The following is a 16,380-nucleotide window of genomic DNA, read 5'->3' on the forward strand; positions in this document are numbered from 1 at the left end:
GGGCGGTTCACTCTCGTCGGCGATGTCTGCGGGCACCGATCGGACCAGCATCGATGGGGTGACAAGCACAAGAATTGCCGAGGGTCCCGCGCGGACCTTCGTGCCCCCGAAGGGGCTGCTGGTGGTCGCCGCGGCGGTCGTGTCGGCGGTGCTGTGGAAGTTCGGCACCGGCATGCATCCGTGGCCCGGATTGGTCGCTCTCGCACCGCTTCCCGTCCTGTTGATCGCGCCACGGGTGTCGGCCCGGGTGGCCTTCGCGGCCGGGTTCGGCTCGTGGTTCGCCGGGGCGATCCCCTACCTGTACTACTTCCTGCACACCGTCGAACAGCCGCCGGTGTCGGCGTTCGGCCTGACGGTGGGGACGGCGGCCGTCTACGGCGGGTTGATCGTGTTGACCCGCTCGCTGATTCGGCACGGCCGCCTCGCGGCAGCCGTCCTCGCCCTGCCGTCCGGGTGGGTGGTGATGGAGTATCTGATCTCGGTGAGCGGCCCGTTCGGGGCGTGGTGGAGTCTGGCCTACACGCAGACCGATGTGCTGCCGGTGATCCAGGTCGCCGCGCTGACCGGATGGCTGGGCCTCTCGTTCCTGGTCCTGCTGGTTCCGGCACTGCTGGCGGTGCTGATCGATCCGGCTACCCCACGTCGGACTCGAATGAGCTGGGCGGCAGCCGGACTCACGGTGGCGATCGCGGTGTGCGGCTACGGTTGGGCGCGATTGTCGGAGCCCGCCGGTGCCACGACGCCGGTGGGTCTGGTCGCGGTCGCGCAGCCCGAGGACTATGTGCCGGTGGATTCCGTCGACGGCCGGGACATGATCACTCGGGTGGTGGCCGAGGTGGAACGCCTCGCCGATCACGGCGCGAAGGCCGTCGTCCTGCCCGAGAAGGCTTGGCGCGCCACCGAATCCAGCCTGCCGGTGCTGGCTGGTCCGCTCACCGAGGTCGCGACCCGCCGCAACGTACACATCGTCGCGGGCCTCCGCCTCACCCGCGGCGACACCAGCGTGAACGCAGCCATCGACTACCCGTCCGGTGTCGTCTACGAAAAGCATTACCTGGTACCGGGTCTGGAGGACGACCTGCGCCCGGGTCATGACTGGACGCAGGTCCCCGGCACTTCCTGGGCGCTGGCGATCTGCTTCGATCTCGACCGCCCCGCCCTGGTCCGGGCCAATCGCACCCGGGGCGCGACCCTGCTGCTGGTCCCCGCCCTGGACTTCCGCGTCGACCGCCGGCTGCACAGCCGCATGGCTGTGCTGCGCGGTGTCGAGTCCGGTGTCGGCGTGGCTCGCGCACCCCAGCTGGGTGAGCTCGTCGCCAGCGACCCCTACGGCCGCCTGCTCGCCACCGCCGACACCGACATCACGGTGACCCGCGCGGTTCTCGCCGAGATCCCCCAGGACACCGGCGAGACCCTCTACGCCCGCTACGGCGACTGGTTCGCCGCAGTGGCCGCTCTGCTGTTCGCCTTGACGCTCATGGCCGCAGTCGGTGGGTATCGCGCGGGAAAAGGGTTGCCCACCTGACATTGTCGACCTCGAGCAGCCGGGAAACCCACCGCTCCAAGCCGATCGCGAAGCCACCGTGCGGCGGCATGCCGTGCCGCATGGCCTCCAGGTACGCCGGATAGCGGTCCGGGTCGTCCCCGCGCGCGGTGAGGGCTGCCAGATAGTCGGCATGGTTGTGCAGTCGCTGCCCGCCGGTGACCAACTCCAGACCCCGGAACAGCAGGTCGAAGGAGTTGGTCCAGCGCGGGTCACCGGGCTGCGGATGGGTGTAGAAGGGCCGTTTGGCGGCGGGATAGCCCTCGACGGCGAGGAAGTCGGATCCGAATCGCTCCAGCGCCCATTTCCCCAGCAACCGTTCGTGTTCGGGAGCCAGGTCCGGTTCATCCGGTGCGGCTCCGGCGATGTCGAGCGCCTCAGCGAAGTGGATCACCGGAATATGTTGGGGCACTTCCGGCAGTTCGATCCCCAGCGCCGTGACCGCCGCCGTGGACCGAATGCTCTCGACCATCGCGGCGAGCGTGTCCCGCAGCACGGCGAGCACGTCCCGATGACTGTCGATGAACCCGAATTCCGCATCCAGCGAGGTGTACTGGTTCAAATGCCGCGTCGTGTCGTGCGGTTCCGCCCGGAAGACCGGCCCGACCTCGTACACCCGCTCGAACACCCCGGTCAGCATCTGCTTGTACAGCTGCGGCGACTGCGCGAGATAGGCGGTGGTCCCGAAGTAGTCCAGCGCGAACACATTCGCACCCGACTCGGTGGACCCGTCCACGATCTTCGGCGTCGCCACCTCGGTGAATCCCGCCTCGTCGAGGTGCCGCCGGAATCCGCTCAGCGACGCCGCCGCGATCTTCCACACCGCCTGCCGGGCCGGATGCCGCCAGGTCAGCGCGGCATGGTCGAGGACGGTCGGCAGGGTCGCACCCAACGTGGGCCGCCACAGTTCCACCGGCGTCGGCAGCGCGGGCGCACCGAGCGTCACGAACTCGGGTTCGACGACCTCCACCCCGCCGGGCGCCTTCGCATCGGCGACCAGTCGCCCGGTCACCCGCACCACCGTCTCCTCCGGCAGTCCCACGATCTGTTCCCGCACAGCGGGTTCCGTCACCACCACCTGCGCGAAGCCGGATCGGTCGCGGAGCACCACGAACACGACGGTGGCCAGCTGCCGCCGCCGGTGTATCCAGCCTTCGAGCGTCACCCTCGCCTCGGGTGCGGTGTCGTACACCGCCGCCAAGCTCGCACACAGACTGCGCGTCATCGGTTTTCACCTCCTGGTAGCTATCCCCGGGAGGTGTGGGCGATCGGGTCGGTCGCGGTGCCACCACACCTTCACGGCCGAAGTCCGGCCGCCTCAGATCGGTCGTTTCCGCGGTGACCGGCCGCCACGGCTCGGAGTTCGTCACGCTCGTCATCGCCGTGCCCCGATGCTAATCAGGTCGCCGGGAGAAGGCCCGCGATTTTCCGGCGACACCGCTCAGTTCAGTTGGCGGATTTCGTCGACGACCACGGCGGTGGCGGGTTTGGGGGCGGCACCGCAGCTGGCCTGGCGGGGCGCGTAGGCGACGGTGCGGGTGGTGACCAGCCAGCGACGCCCGTCTCGATGGGTCACCTGGGCCGCCCCGGCGAAAGTGGCCGGATCGGTGACGAGTTCGGAGTGTTCGGGGGCCGCTTCGACGATCAGGTCGTCGATGCCCGCGGCCAGGTCCAGGTCGCCGGCGGGCAGGCCCGTGCCTGCCCCGGGGTTTTCGGTGCCGGGGTTCGCCAGGGTGTAGGTGGCATCCGCGAGGCGTTGGCGGACAGCGACTTCCGCGACCTGTTCGACCGGGTGGTAGCAGCTGCGGCCACGCAGGCCGGTGAGCGACACCTCGCCCTTGTCGGCGGCGGCCAGCATGGCATGCGCCGAATCCTCGTCCAGGCGACCGTAGGTGAGGCCGGTGGGCAGGGCGATGACGGCGGGCGCGAAGCGGTGGCCGCCGGTGTGCGAGCACTCCCACACCCGGTCCGGATGCGAGGCGGACAGGCTCGCGGCAATGGGACGGCCCAGCAGTGCACAGCACTGGTCGCGCTTGCCGTGGGCGCAGACGAGCACGAGCGGATCGGTCACGGCCGCACCGATTCCCGGGGGCGGGCCGTTGAGCAGATGCAGATCGATATCCAGCAGCTCACGCAGATCGCTGATCTCGAAGCGCTCGCACCAGGATCCCTCGGGTCTCGAGCTGACGAGGAGAACGGTTCGGACACCGGTGAATTCGCTGCGTCCGGGACGGCGGATGAGGGTCGGGCGGACGTGCGCGGCCTTGGTGCGGGCCGCCAATTCCGGGGTGATCGCGGGCCCGAGCACTTCGTCACCGATCACATCGCGCCCCCACGCCCCGGGCTGCTCGACGCACAGCCAGCCGGTGATGCGGGTCGCGCTGCCGGGTAGCGGAACCTCCAGTGCCGCAGTCGAGCACGGCAATCCCTCGAACCCCGTCACGGTCGCTTCCCGTCGATCACAATGGCTTCCCGTCGATCAATTTCCGAATCACCTGCTCCAGTCGCCGCGCTCGCGTCTCCGGCCGCACCGCGCTACCGAGGTGGTAGCCGACGGCGATGCGGGACTGCATGGGCAACGTCTCGAAGAAGGCCGCCGCCTCCGGATGCCGCGCCAGCGCGTCCAGGAAGTCCTGGGGCAGATCCCGGCCCACGGCGTTCTCCCAGCGCCCGTCGCCCTTGGCCCGGTCGACCTCGGCCTGCCCGGCCGGATGCATGAGCCCGGCGGCGATCAGCTCGCCCGCCAGGCCCACATTGCGCTGGGACCATTGGCTGCGCTGCCGTCGGGGGGTGAAACCGATGACGAAGAAGGCGTCGTCGAGCTTGCGGGACTGCCCGTCGATCCAGCCGAAACACAGGGCCTGCCGCAGCGCGCCGTCGTAGTCGAGGGAGGCGAAGGCCGAGCCCTGCTTGGCGAATTTCAGCCAAATCCCGTCCACCGCCGCGTGATTGGCCGTCAGCCAGTCCCGGAAGGACTGCTCGTCGGGAAACCACAGCGTGGGACGCTCGGATGCGGACACCGTTCAACTGTAGATAGCGCCAGCTCAGTGCCCCAGAAAGGGGAGTACTTCGGCCTCGAATTCGCGGTAGCGGTCGCGGTGGATGCTGTGCCCGGAACCGAAGGTGCGCACCGTGCAATCGGCCAGTGCGGCCGCCATCTGCTCCAGTTTGCCCGGGTCCACCATGCCGCCGGGGCCGCCGCGCAGGAACAGGGTGGGCGCGGTGATCTCGGCCAGGCCGTCCCACCATTCCGGATACGGTTTGCGGAACTGTTCGAGCGCGGCACCGGTCATGGATCGATCGAAGGCCAGCACCGCGCGCGGATGCCGGATCACACTGGTGGTGGCGTGCCAGAGTTCCGGGATGCTCGGCAACCGGCGAGTGAATCGCAGTGGTTCGTCGCCGGAGCGCAAGGGCAGCGGCTGTTCCTCGATCACCAAGCGCCGCACCAGTTCCGGACGTTCCATGGCGACCCAGGAAATGGCGTACCCGCCGAGCGAATGCCCGACCAGATCCACCGTTTCGAGTTCGAGCCGATCGCAGAGTCGCAGAATGTCTGCCCCGAATTCGGGGAATCGATACGAGTCGGCGTGCGCGCTGTGTCCGTGCCCGCGCAGATCGGGAATGATCACCCGTCGCCCGCGCCGGACCAACTGGGCCGCGAATCGATCCCAGGTGTGCCCGTCGCCGCCCATGCCGTGCACGAGCACTACAGGGGTGTCGCTGTAGAGATGCCCGCCCGTCGACCCGGAATCCCGGTAGGCGATGGCGACGTCCTCGAACTCGGCCCGGGCGACTGATAACTCCACGAGGATCCAGGGTACGGATCGGCGGCGGGGCGATGCCGCAGTTTGTGTGCTCTGCCATAGGTGAGCGGGCGCATTGGTTGTCTATTCATTCCGGTCTCGAATAACCGCGAAACGGTTCCTACCCTGCGGTAATGCGCAGCCGAATGGGCTGTGAAATAGATCACTTCCACATTGGCAAGAATTGGTCAGCCGCCCCGGTAGCGTCTCCGGCAATTCGAAACATTGCTTTTTCAGTCGGGGAAATATGGTTCTCAATGCTGCCGCCCCCGCGGTCGATCTCGAGGAACCGAGCCCGCCGCGGCCATCCTTCGCTACGGCCTGGGTCCTACTACTCGCCACGCTCAGCGGGGCATTCCTGGCCATCCCGACGTTTCGGTACGACTATTTCGGTGACGAACTGTACTTCGTCGCGGCCGGCGCCCACCGGAGTTTGACCTACGCCGACCAAGGCGTACTCATCCCGCTCATCGCCCATCTGGCCGACGCGCTGGCCCCCGGTTCGGCTCCGGTACTTCGCCTTCCAGCGGTCCTGATGACCGCGGCCGCGGTCGTGATCAGCGCCGCCGTCGCCTACGAACTCGGCGGCTCCCGCAACGCCCAACTGGTGGCCGCCACCGCCTACGCCGTCTCACCACTGGCCGCGACCCAGGCCGTCCAGCTGAGCACCTTCTCCTTCGACGCCACCCTGCAGGCCGCCATCATCTGGCTGCTGATCCGCTGGATCCGCACCCGCGACGACCGGCTGTTCCTCGCGATCGGCGTCATCGCCGCCATCGACCTGCAGGTCAAATGGTTCATCCCGACCATCCTGCTGTGCCTGGCCGCGGCGATCCTGGTCGCGGGCCCACGGTCGCTGCTGTGGCAGCGCGGGCTTTGGAAGGGCATCGCGATCTTCGCCGTCTCGGCCGTGCCCGGCCTGTGGTGGCAGCAAATGCACGGCTGGCCCGCGCTGGCCATGAGCAAGGTGATCGGCGCCGAACAGGACGCGGCCGGCGGCGGACCACTCGCCTGCATCCCGCAGATGATCGGACTGACCGGACTGCTCGGCGGGCTGCTGTGCGCCTGGGCCTTCTGGTGCCTGGCCAAGCAGCGCTGGCTGCGGCCCTACCTGTTCATGCTCGTCGCCTCCGGGCTGCTGATCGCCGTCATCCTGCTCGGACACGGACGGCCGTACTACACAGCGGGATTCCTGCCGGTGCTGTTCGGCATCGGCGCGGCCGCCCTGCCCTACTCGAAGCACGACCGCGGCGGGCGAACGCTGCGCGTCATCGCCGGACCCATCATGACGCTGTCGCTGATCATCATCGGCGTGCTGGTGATCGTGCTGCCGCAACCGGCCTCCCACATCCACGGGGCGATCAAGACGCAGGCCGAATTCGCGGTGCGGACCGGCATCTACGGCAATTCCGGCTGGTCGGATCTGACCGCGAAGGTCGCCGACGCCTACCGGTCGCTGCCCGAGGCGGAGCGGCCGAAAGTGATCATCGCCCAGAACTATTGGCAGGCGGCCGCCCTGCAGAACTTCGGCCGCGACTACGACCTGCCGCCCGTCTACAGCCCCAATCGCGGATTCGGCTACTTCGGGCCGCCGCCCGGCGACACCGGCGCGGTCCTCTACGTCGGCCTCGAGAACACCCCGCAGACCCTGCAGCATCAGTTCGGGTCGGTGACCGTGCTCGCACACCTGAACGTCCCCAACGGATTCCCCGGCGTGAACAGCGGCATCGCCATCTCGTACTGCCGCGGACCCGTGCATCCCTGGTCCGAACTCTGGCCGGACATGATGGATCTGCATCTGCCGCTGGGCATCTGAGCACTACTCGTAGAGCCCCTCCACATGCCAGGCCCGGTTGTAGCCGAGCAACAGCAGCGCCCGCAGGCGGGTGGTGTCCTCGGCATCCAACTGGACCTGGGCGCGGGCGGCGAAGCCGTGCTCGAAACGGTGTGTCCACCAACGATCGTCCACCGGCCACGGTCCCGCCCAGCCCGTCAACCGCCAGGAACTGCTGCCCCAGTGCAGGTGCGCGGGATCGGCGGTGAACAGGCCACGCTCGGTCACCCAGACCGGGGCACCGTCGGCGGCCTCCAGCCGCACCTTCGGATGGTTGGTGAGCACCAGCGCCGGAGCCGGTTCCGGTAACCGGCCCGGCCACGGCTGGGCCGGATCGGTGGCGGGCACCGGCTCGTCGCCGAGGGTGACCATGGTGATGCGCTCCCCCGGACCGCGCCCGCCGCTGAGCACCCCCAGGCGCACGGCGTCACCACCCAGCAAACTCTGCACCCGGATCAGCGCGCGCCGCGCCCGCTCCTCGTCCTCGCCGACCCCACCCCACAGACCCAGTTGCAGCGCACCGGCCGACACCACCTCGATCGGTTCCAGGCGCAGCAGGGTGATCGCCGCGTTCGGTCCGGCATCGTCGTCGAACGGATCCGAATCCGGTTCGGCCCGATTCGGTTCGGCCCGATGCGAGGCAGCCCGATTCGATCCGGCCCGATTCGATCCGGCACGGTCTGATCCGGCGCGATGCGATCCTGCCCGATCCGAGGCGGCGCGATGTGCCCGGCCGCGATCCAGAGCGCGGCGGGTGAGCCAGCCGTCGAGTTGCCAGCGGATGCGGTCGGCGGTGCTGTCCGGGGTGAGCGGTTCGGCGCACCGCCAGATGCGGGAAAACTGGTCGCCCGCCTCGGTTTCGGCGTGGATGACCAGGCGAGTACAGGCCACCGCGGCGGCGGCCAGCCGGGTGTGCAGTTCCGCGGCGAGCATACGACCGGCGAAGGCGGCCATATCGACCCGCTCGATCGGGGGATCGCAGCGATGCTCGACGGTCAGATCGGCGGCGGGCAGCCGGGAGGCGGGCGGCCGCTCCGGGACCGCGCGGGCACAGCGGTGCGCGAGGATCGCGTCCGCGCCGAACCGCGAGGACACCTCGGCGGGCGTGAGGGCCGCGAAGTCGCCGATGCGGCGCAACCCCAGCCGGTGCAGCAGATCCACCAATTCGACCCGCTGCGGCGCGGCCAGGACCGGCTCCACCGCCAACTCCGAAACCGGCATCGGCGCAAGGAATTCCGCACCCTTCCCGGGCGGCACCAGGGTGGCGCGCCGGGCCGCGAACACCGCGGTGGACAACTCGTCGGCGATCCCGATCTGACACTCCACCCCCACCGCCGCCACCGCATCCACCAACCGCTCGGCCGCGAGCTCCTCGGACCCGAAGAACCGCGCCGCCCCACGCGCCGACAACGCCAGCATCCCCGGCCGCAGCACCTCCACCCCCGGCACGGTCGCGTCCACCGCCGCCACCACCGGTTCGAACAGCCGCGCATCCCGATCCGGATCATCCAGCGCCACCAGCAGATCCGGGCACCGCCCCTGCGCCTCCCGCTTCCGCAGCCCCCGCCGAATCCCCTCCGCCCGCGCCACCGCGGTACACGCCACCACCCGGTTGTTGCCGATCACCGCGACCGCCCTGGTGACCTCCGCCCCCGCCTCGGCGGCCGCCGCCACCGCGGGCCAATCCATGCACCACACCACCAGCACCCGTCGCGTCTTCACCGGCGGACACGGGAAGTCCGCTGTGCCGCAGACTGTCTCGCCCGGCCGGGAGCGTGGTCAGGACGCGGCATGGCGGGACGGGCGGAGGGGGGTCGCGGCGGGGCGGACCGGGCCGGGAGTGGAGACCCATTCGACGCGGCCGCCTTCGGGGCTGAGGGCGAGGTGGCCCAGGCGGGGTTGGGCGGCGCGGCCGCGGACGGAGACGTCGAGGCGGACGGTGCGCAGGCGGCCGCAGCCGCGGCCGAGGCCGCCGTAGCCGGTGACGCGGGTGTCGATGTGCAGGGCGGAACCGGACCAGGAACCGTTGGTGACCATCAGGGTGGAGTTCTTGCTGCGGGCGCGGGCGGCGAGCACGCGGGTGCGCGACATCGGGACGGCGAGCCCGTTCAGGCCGAGAACCACCAGGTCCAGGCCATCCAGCAATACGGAGGCAACTTCGAGCGGGTCGGGTCCGGGATCCGGCACCACGGCCAGCCGGTCGAGCCGGGCCCCCATCTCGACCGCGGCCAGCAGCCCCAGGCGCGGCATGCCGACCACGGCGGCATGCCCGCCCGCGCCCGTCACGGCGGCCAGCAGCCCGGCGATCAGCGACCCGGCACCGGTGTAGACGACCACCGACCCCTTCGCCAATCCCCCATCGGGCAGCAGGTTTTCGAGCGCGGCCGGCACCGGCAACGCCTCCCGGCGAGGCTCCTCGGCCACCGGCACGTGCGCTGTCGCCTCCGCCCCGCGCGCGGGTACCGCGGCCATCCGCCGCCGCAACTCCGCCAACTGCTCGAGCCTGCCCTCCGCAGCCGAACCCATCTATTGACCACCTCTCTCAGTCGACGGGACCCAACGCTCGGAACCACACAGCCGGCACAGCCCTAGCTACCTGACATAATCGAAAGTATGTTCGATAGTAGAACTCGAGTCGCAAGACGCGTCAAGAGGCATGCGGGGAGTGTCGGCCCACCTCGCCCGAAAACGGCTTGACCTCGCAGGGGGTGGAGGAGGCAGGTTGATACCCATGCATGACGAGCGACACCCCGACCTCGCCACGATCGGCAAGCTGATCGACGAGTTCGTGACCCGGGTCTTCACCGACGTCACCGACGAGGACACCCTCGTCCTCGCCGAATTCATGCGCGAACTGCCCACACCCCTCCCCGACGCCCCCACCGCCGAGCAGCTCACCGCCTGGCTCGAACTGGCGGAACTGGTCTCCGACCAGGACTTCGAACGAGTGCTGCGGCGGACGGTCCGGATCTGGGCGACGGACAACCGGATCGAATTCGGCCTCAATGTCCGGCCGCTGATCCTCGAGCACGCGGGCCGCGCCCTGGCCGCCGGCATCGAGCCGCAGAGCGAGGAGGGCCGCGCCGTTCTCGATCGGATCGTGCCCTCGGATCTGCCCGTCCCCGAACTGATCTCGCTCATCGAATGGCTCGATGCCGTCACCGAGCCGGGGATCGAACGATACTGGCGCCTACTGAGCCTGATCAACAGCCAGGGCCCCGGCCGACCGACCACCCCCGCCTTCCGCTGGCTGTCGACGGCCCTGCGCGCCCACCGCCGAAACATCCCTCCGGCCGTTTCGTCCGGAACGTCGGTAGCACCGTGAGAAAATCGCCGCCCGCCCCGCGCCTCGGCCACGAAGCGAAACGCCCTGTGTCCGTATGGGTCTGGGGGAAGGGTGCAGGTCCGGGTGGGGAGGGCCAGCAAACCCCAGGTTTCGAACCAGGCCAGTCAGGATGGTTTTCCGCTACCCTGCACCCGTGACCGAACGCGCCCGTCCCATTGTCGGCCCCGATTATCTGGTGGCCGGCCGCTACCGTCTGCAGTCGAAGCTCGGCGGCGGCGGTATGGGTGCCGTATGGCTGGCGACGGACCGGCTGTTGCACCGGGACGTCGCCATCAAACAGGTGCTCACCACGGCGGGCCTCAGCGATCAAGAGGCGCAGGAGGTGCGCAGCCGGATCATGCACGAGGGCCGGGTGGCGGCCAAGCTGTCGCACGAGCACGCCATCGCCGTCTACGACGTGGTGCTCGAGGCCGGTGAACCCTGGCTGGTGATGGAGTACCTGCCCTCGCGCAGCGTGGCGAAAGCCCTTGCGCTGGTGGATCGACTCTCGCCGATCGAGGTGGCGCAGATCGGGGCGCAGGTCGCCGACGCGCTCGCCACCGCACATTCGGCGGGCATCGTGCACCGCGATATCAAGCCCGGCAATATCCTGGTCGCCGATCGCGGCGACGAGGTCGGCATGGTGAAGCTGTCGGACTTCGGCATCTCGAGTGGCGCCAACGACGCCACCGAGGAGATCGGCGACGTCATCACCGGCACCCCCGCCTACCTGCCGCCGGAGGTGGCGCGCGGCGCCCGGCCGACCACGGCCAGCGACGTATTCTCGCTCGGCGCAACGCTGTACACCGCCATCGAGGGTCAGCCGCCCTACGGTTTCGACGAGGACAGCAATGTCATCGTGGAGCGCGCCGCCATGGCGCAGGTGATTCCGCCCGCCCGCAGCGGCCCGCTCACCGACGTGCTGCTGCACATGATGGAGCCCGCCCCGCAGCGCCGCCCCACCATGACCGAGGCGCGCAATGAAATCCTCACCGCCGCTTTCGGTCCCGGCACCGCGCCCTACATCCTGAAGGCCCCGGTCCGCACCGAGGACGGCACCATTCCGGCGTGGGCGGCCCGCAATTCGGCGGCCGGACTGCGCAGCCCGCTCTCCAGCCCGCTGCCCCGCCCGCAGCGCGTCCAGGCGGCGGCTCCGGCTGCCCCGCAACCGAAGTCGAAGGGCTTCGATATCAGCGCCCTGGGCCCGAACGCGGGCCCGCTCGCGGTGGCGATCGGCCTGCTCATCGGCCTGCTGATCATCATCGTGATTCTGGTTGTGCTCTAGTCGATTCGGCGGCGGTGCGCCCAGCGGGTCAAGGCGTTCCGGTTGGACTGCTGGGTTTTGCGCAGCACGTTCGAGGCGTGCGTCTCCACCGTTTTCACCGAGATGAACAGGGTTTCGGCGATCTCGCGGTAGGTGTAGCCGCGCGCCAGCAGCCGCAGCACCTCCAGTTCGCGCGGGGTCAGCGAATCCAGTTCCGGATCCAGCGGCGGTTCGGGCACCGGCGATTTGCCGGTGAAGGAGTCCAGCACGAATCCGGCCAGGCGCGGCGAGAACACCGCGTCCCCACCGGAGACCCGTCGAATGCCGTCGGCCAGTTCGGGACCCGAGATGGTCTTGGTGACGTATCCGCGCGCTCCCGCCCGGATCACCGCGATCACATCCTCGGCCGCGTCGGACACGCTGAGCGCCAGGCACACCGGTCCCGGATCGATGCCCTGCAGCACCGCGACCCCGCCGCCGTCGGGCATGTGCACGTCCAGCAGCACCACATCCGGTGTGGTGGCCTTGATCCCGGCGATGGCCTCGCCTACGCCGCCCGCCTCGCCGACCACCTCCATATCGGTTTCGCGGCTCAGCTCCGCGCGCACCCCGGACCGGAACACGGCATGGTCGTCGACCAGAAAGACCCGGACACTCACCTAGTTCTCCTCACCTGACACCGGCACACCCACATCCTGCTGCACGACCAGCCGCTCGTCACCACCATCCTTGCGCGGCATGAAGATTCGCACCTCGGTCCCGTTGCCGGGTTTGGACTTCAACTCCACGTGCCCGCCCCGGCGTTCGATGCGCCCGTGAATGGATTTGGACACGCCTTGGCGGTCCTCGGCCACCGCGTCCGGGTCGAATCCCTTGCCGCGGTCGCGCACGAACACGCTCACCTGATGCGGTTCCACCTCGGCGTACAGGTCGATGGTCGGCACGCCCGCATGCTTGGCGGCATTGACCAGCGCCTCCCGCGAAGCCCCCAGCACCGCGGTGAATTGCTCCTTGCCCAGCCCGATTCCGCTGTCGTCGACATCCATCGACACATCGCCGACGGTGACCGGCGTGACCTTCACCCCGTGCTGGTCCTCCACCTCACCCGCGATGGTGCGCAGTGCCGCGGCCAGACTCGACTGCGCCGGACCGGTGTCCTCGAACAGCCATTTGCGGAGTTCGCGCTCCTGGCTGCGGGCCAGCCGCACCACTTCCTGCGGATCGTCGGCCTGCCGCTGGATCAACGCGAGCGTCTGCAGCACCGAATCGTGCAGGTGCGAGGCGATCTCCTCGCGTTCGTCATTGCGAATCCGCGCCGCGCGTTCGGAATTCAGCGCCCGCATCATGCGCAGCCACAGCGGCACGGTCAGCAGTCCGGCCCCGACCAGGGTGACGGCCACCGCCAGCAGGGCCGACCCGAGCGAGCTGAGATTGATCCGCCCCAGCACCACCACACCCAGGCCCACCACGATGAGGGTGGCCCCGCCGACAATGCGCGCCCACGTCACCACCGAGGGTCTGGTCGGCAGCCCGAGCACGGATCTCGGCCCGTCCGCGTCGAATTCGCGCCACACCAGCGCCGCGCCGATGGCGACCACGATGATCGGCCCCACCACGTGCGCGGCCGTCCCACTGAACACCCAGGCCGTCGCGACCGACAGGGCCATCCCCAGCAGTGCCAGCCCGATGCCCTGCCGCCGTTCCGAAGCCGTCGGCGGTGTCGCGTCGGCCCCGCCGGGCGTGAAGATCCACAGCATGCCGTAGGCCACGATCCCGGCCCCGGCCAGCGCGGACAGCAGTACGAAGACCACCCGCACCTTGAAGACATCGACCCCGAGATGATCGGCGATCCCGCCCGCCACCCCGCCCACGATCCGCCCGCCGCTGCGCCGCACCAGCTTGGGCTGGGTCACGGAGGTGACCGCCCCGCGGGCAGGGTCGTACAGGGGCGCGGCCGGATACATGCCTCGATACTGGCACGATCGCCCGACACCCGACATCAGGAAACACCCCGATCCCGCCCCTGAGGTGACGGGCGCTCAGGTCATCGAGCCGGTGTTCGGTCTCCGGACAGCAGGAGCCGCTCCCAAGGGATCAGCGGGATGTCGTTTTGTTCGATGACCTCCCCGGCTTGCTGAAAGGCGAAATGCGCCTCGTGGACCTGGCCGGACGCCCGCAGAGCGGACGCCAGCATCAGCAGGGATCGCGCCTCCACTCCGCGACCGGCCCACTCGGCGGCGATGATCGCCTCCCTGGCCGTGGCTTCGGCGGCGGGGTAATCCCCGGCCAGCAGCCGGGCGCGGCTCAGCATCATCAGCGTCCACCCTTCGAGGGTGCGCGAGCCCGACCGCAGGGCGAGCTGAACTCCCTTCGCGCACAGGCTCACCGCGTCGGCACGACTGCCCCGCCCGGTATCGAATACGGTGCTGCCGAGCAAGGTCTGGGCACCGGCGTAGAGCGGAAAGATGCCGGTTCGCTGCGCTGTGCTGCTCGCCCGGCAGGCGGCCGCATGGGCGTTCTCGGCCTCACCGAGGAACAGAAATCCGTACCCGGCCAGATAGTGGGCGGCGACTTCGAGTATCGAATCCCCGGTCGCGTCGGCGTACCGCAGGCATTCGCGATACTGCTGCGCGACATCGGTTCCGGCGTCGTCCATCCAGCAGATACTCAGGTGCGCGATGGCTGCCGATCCCGCCAGCCGCGGTGCGAGCGGTGGCCCTTCGGAGATCGCGCGCCCGAGATGGTCGCGGCTGAGCCGATATCCCATCAGCGTCATCGCCAGACCGGAACCGACCGCGATCCGCAGCCGCTGCTGCGCGGGGAGGTTACCGGCCCGAATCGCCGTGCCGAGCACGGCTGTCAGCGCCGCGGTGAGGTCGGGGGCGTGTGCTCCCTCCCCCGATTCGGCTGCCGCCAGCGCGATGTCGGCCATCAGGTCGACGGTGCGCCCGCCCAGTCGCGCGGCCTGCCGGCCGAGTGCGATCAGGTTGCGCCGCTCCGCGTACAGCCACAGGTAGGCGGTGGTCACATCGGCAAAGGTCATGCCCGGTCCCCGGGTGGGGGCGAGTTCGACGGGCAATGTGGTGGTGGGGTTGACGGCGACGAGGAGGGTTTTCATCGTGGCCAGGTAGTAATCGAGCAGATACCCCACGACTTCGGCGGCGTCGCCCAACTGCCGGAGCGCGAAGAGCCGGACCAGGTCGTGATAGCGGTATCGGCCCGGTGACACGCTCTCGAGCAGACCGAGATTCACGAGCGTTTCGCAGATTTCCTCGGTGTCGTGGCGGGCCTTGCCGAGGATGGCCCCGGCGCCGTCGACCGAGAGATCGTCGCATTCCGGTGCGGCGAGCCGCTGGAAGGCCCAGCGGTGTTCCGGGTCGAGTTGGTCGTAGCTGAGCCGGAAGGCGGCTTCGACGCTGACCTCCCCGGCCCGGAGCGCGGACAGCCGATGCTGTTCGTCGGCGAGCCGGACGGCCATGCTCTCGATCGTCCAGCTCGCTCGATGCGCCAGGCGCGCGGCCGCGATCCGGATCGCCAGGGGCAGCGACCCGCAGTGGCCCACCAGCTCTTCGACGGCGGCGGGCTCGGCGGCGGCCCGCTCCTTGCCGACGATCTTGCCGAACAGCGTGGCCGCTTCGTGCGCGGTGAGACCGCCGAGTTGCACGGCCGACGCACCCTCGATGTCGGGCAACGTGATTCGGCTCGTAATGAGAACGGCGCACCCGGTCGAACCCGGCAGCATCGGCGCGATCTGGCTCGCGCTCGCCGCATTGTCGAGAACGAGCAGGATTCGCCTGTTGTCCAGGGCGCCACGCAGATACGCGGCTCTCGCCTCCAACGTGGCCGGTATCGCGCCCTCGCCGACCCCGAGATCGCGGAGGAGGTCACCGATTACGGCGAACGGGTCGGCCGGGGTCTGCCCGGCACCGTGCAGGTCGACATAGAGCTGGCCGTCGGGATAGCGATCCCGAATCCCATGCGCGATTCGAACAGCGAGGGTGGTCTTGCCGATTCCCCCCATACCGGTGATCACGCCGACCGCGACCGAGGTGGTCGAATCCGCGATCAGTTGTGCGGAGAGCCGATCGGCGACCTCTTCCCGGCCGGTGAAATCGGTGATGGCACGCGGCAATTGATGCGGCACGGCCGTCGAGGAGGCGGCCGAGGAGGCGGCGTCCTGCCACAGCGTCCGCCAGTCGGACAGGCTCGCGAGCCCGGCAGGCGGCGTGCCCGCACGCACCGCCATGTCCATCAGGGTCAGCAATACCGGTGCGAGAGACTCGAATCGAGCGGGCACGCTGCGCCCGACGCGCCAGTCGCTGACCCGCTGAATGGTCGACCGGCCGGAATCTCCCGGCGACCGCGCGGCCCGCATCCTGGCATTGGCGGTGTCCACCACGCTGCGCAGCGTGGGATTGCCCGCCGTGACGTACAGCGCGCTGAAGCGCCTGGCGAACAGGGCACGCGGCGAGATGTCCTCGACACCGTCGCCGATCCGAGCCTCCGGGCCCATCGATCACCGCCCTCGACTCTTGATCCTGATGTAGGACAAAGGATCCCATCGAGCCGCCAGTTTGTCCGGTCCGGACGGAAAAGACGTGTTGACCT

At 69.4% G+C, this 16,380-nt stretch carries 13 protein-coding genes; 4 read left to right on the forward strand and 9 right to left on the reverse strand.

Annotated elements, in window-relative coordinates; all coding sequences use genetic code 11:
• Positions 1-58: 58 nt before the first annotated feature.
• The gene (locus ACFXHA_RS06220) at positions 59-1,525 is read left to right on the forward strand and encodes a hypothetical protein (protein ID WP_379353575.1); all 1,467 of its coding nucleotides are present in this window, start codon (positions 59-61) and stop codon (positions 1,523-1,525) included.
• Here ACFXHA_RS06220 and aspS read toward each other — a convergent pair.
• From aspS to ACFXHA_RS06240, 4 genes are all read right to left on the reverse strand, one after another.
• On the reverse strand, positions 1,476-2,768 hold the full coding sequence (gene aspS / locus ACFXHA_RS06225) for an aspartate--tRNA(Asn) ligase (protein ID WP_379353577.1): 1,293 nt from the start codon (positions 2,766-2,768) through the stop codon (positions 1,476-1,478). The two genes, ACFXHA_RS06220 and aspS, sit on opposite strands and share 50 nt — an antisense overlap.
• A gap of 216 nt (positions 2,769-2,984) precedes the next feature.
• Positions 2,985-3,986 (reverse strand): sucrase ferredoxin, encoded by a 1,002-nt coding sequence (locus ACFXHA_RS06230; protein ID WP_379353579.1) that lies wholly within the window; start codon positions 3,984-3,986, stop codon positions 2,985-2,987.
• 16 nt (positions 3,987-4,002) lie between these two features.
• Positions 4,003-4,563 (reverse strand): YdeI family protein, encoded by a 561-nt coding sequence (locus ACFXHA_RS06235; protein WP_379353581.1) that lies wholly within the window; start codon positions 4,561-4,563, stop codon positions 4,003-4,005.
• A 24-nt stretch (positions 4,564-4,587) separates the two neighbouring features.
• Entirely contained in the window at positions 4,588-5,352 is a 765-nt protein-coding gene (locus ACFXHA_RS06240; protein WP_379353583.1) for an alpha/beta fold hydrolase, read from the reverse strand.
• 244 nt (positions 5,353-5,596) lie between these two features.
• Between ACFXHA_RS06240 and ACFXHA_RS06245 the strand changes: the two genes are divergently transcribed.
• Positions 5,597-7,165 carry a glycosyltransferase family 39 protein gene (locus tag ACFXHA_RS06245; protein WP_379353585.1) on the forward strand — a complete coding sequence of 523 codons (1,569 nt, stop codon included), beginning with the start codon at positions 5,597-5,599 and terminating at the stop codon, positions 7,163-7,165.
• Positions 7,166-7,168: 3 nt separating this feature from the next.
• On the opposite strand, the gene ACFXHA_RS06250 is transcribed toward ACFXHA_RS06245, so the two are convergent.
• Both ACFXHA_RS06250 and ACFXHA_RS06255 read right to left on the reverse strand, forming a co-directional pair.
• Positions 7,169-8,872 (reverse strand): DNA polymerase Y family protein, encoded by a 1,704-nt coding sequence (locus tag ACFXHA_RS06250; protein WP_379354975.1) that lies wholly within the window; start codon positions 8,870-8,872, stop codon positions 7,169-7,171.
• A gap of 90 nt (positions 8,873-8,962) precedes the next feature.
• A complete protein-coding gene (locus tag ACFXHA_RS06255; protein WP_379353587.1) occupies positions 8,963-9,709 on the reverse strand; it encodes a hypothetical protein in 747 nt (248 codons plus the stop codon).
• A 205-nt stretch (positions 9,710-9,914) separates the two neighbouring features.
• Here ACFXHA_RS06255 and ACFXHA_RS06260 point away from each other — a divergent pair, with 205 nt between their 5' ends.
• The gene (locus tag ACFXHA_RS06260) at positions 9,915-10,508 is read left to right on the forward strand and encodes a hypothetical protein (RefSeq protein ID WP_379353589.1); all 594 of its coding nucleotides are present in this window, start codon (positions 9,915-9,917) and stop codon (positions 10,506-10,508) included.
• 130 nt (positions 10,509-10,638) lie between these two features.
• Positions 10,639-11,793: a serine/threonine-protein kinase gene (locus ACFXHA_RS06265; RefSeq protein ID WP_379353591.1), complete on the forward strand. Its 1,155-nt coding sequence runs from the start codon at positions 10,639-10,641 to the stop codon at positions 11,791-11,793.
• Here the strand turns inward: ACFXHA_RS06265 and ACFXHA_RS06270 are convergent.
• The 3 genes from ACFXHA_RS06270 to ACFXHA_RS06280 all read right to left on the reverse strand — a co-directional run bounded on the left by ACFXHA_RS06270 (position 11,790) and on the right by ACFXHA_RS06280 (position 16,285).
• Complete coding sequence (locus tag ACFXHA_RS06270) at positions 11,790-12,431, reverse strand: response regulator (RefSeq protein ID WP_379353593.1); 642 nt, start codon at positions 12,429-12,431, stop codon at positions 11,790-11,792. The genes ACFXHA_RS06265 and ACFXHA_RS06270 overlap by 4 nt on opposite strands.
• Entirely contained in the window at positions 12,432-13,736 is a 1,305-nt protein-coding gene (locus ACFXHA_RS06275) for a PspC domain-containing protein (RefSeq protein WP_379353595.1), read from the reverse strand.
• A gap of 80 nt (positions 13,737-13,816) precedes the next feature.
• A complete protein-coding gene (locus ACFXHA_RS06280) occupies positions 13,817-16,285 on the reverse strand; it encodes an NB-ARC domain-containing protein (RefSeq protein WP_379353597.1) in 2,469 nt (822 codons plus the stop codon).
• Positions 16,286-16,380: the final 95 nt, after the last annotated feature.

The sequence above is a fragment of the Nocardia sp. NPDC059240 genome (genome assembly GCF_042753865.1).
In the GTDB taxonomy this organism is placed as follows: domain Bacteria; phylum Actinomycetota; class Actinomycetes; order Mycobacteriales; family Mycobacteriaceae; genus Nocardia.

Excerpts from the sequence above, each read along its gene's own strand:
- ACFXHA_RS06275 (WP_379353595.1), bottom strand. The coding sequence starts at position 13,736 with ATGTATCCGGCCGCGCCCCTGTACGACCCTGCCCGCGGGGCGGTCACC.
- ACFXHA_RS06250 (WP_379354975.1), bottom strand. The coding sequence starts at position 8,872 with ATGGATTGGCCCGCGGTGGCGGCGGCCGCCGAGGCGGGGGCGGAGGTC.
- ACFXHA_RS06280 (WP_379353597.1), bottom strand. The coding sequence starts at position 16,285 with ATGGGCCCGGAGGCTCGGATCGGCGACGGTGTCGAGGACATCTCGCCG.
- ACFXHA_RS06245 (WP_379353585.1), top strand. The coding sequence starts at position 5,597 with ATGGTTCTCAATGCTGCCGCCCCCGCGGTCGATCTCGAGGAACCGAGC.
- ACFXHA_RS06255 (WP_379353587.1), bottom strand. The coding sequence starts at position 9,709 with ATGGGTTCGGCTGCGGAGGGCAGGCTCGAGCAGTTGGCGGAGTTGCGG.
- ACFXHA_RS06260 (WP_379353589.1), top strand. The coding sequence starts at position 9,915 with ATGCATGACGAGCGACACCCCGACCTCGCCACGATCGGCAAGCTGATC.
- ACFXHA_RS06265 (WP_379353591.1), top strand. The coding sequence starts at position 10,639 with ATGGTTTTCCGCTACCCTGCACCCGTGACCGAACGCGCCCGTCCCATT.
- aspS (WP_379353577.1), bottom strand. The coding sequence starts at position 2,768 with ATGACGCGCAGTCTGTGTGCGAGCTTGGCGGCGGTGTACGACACCGCA.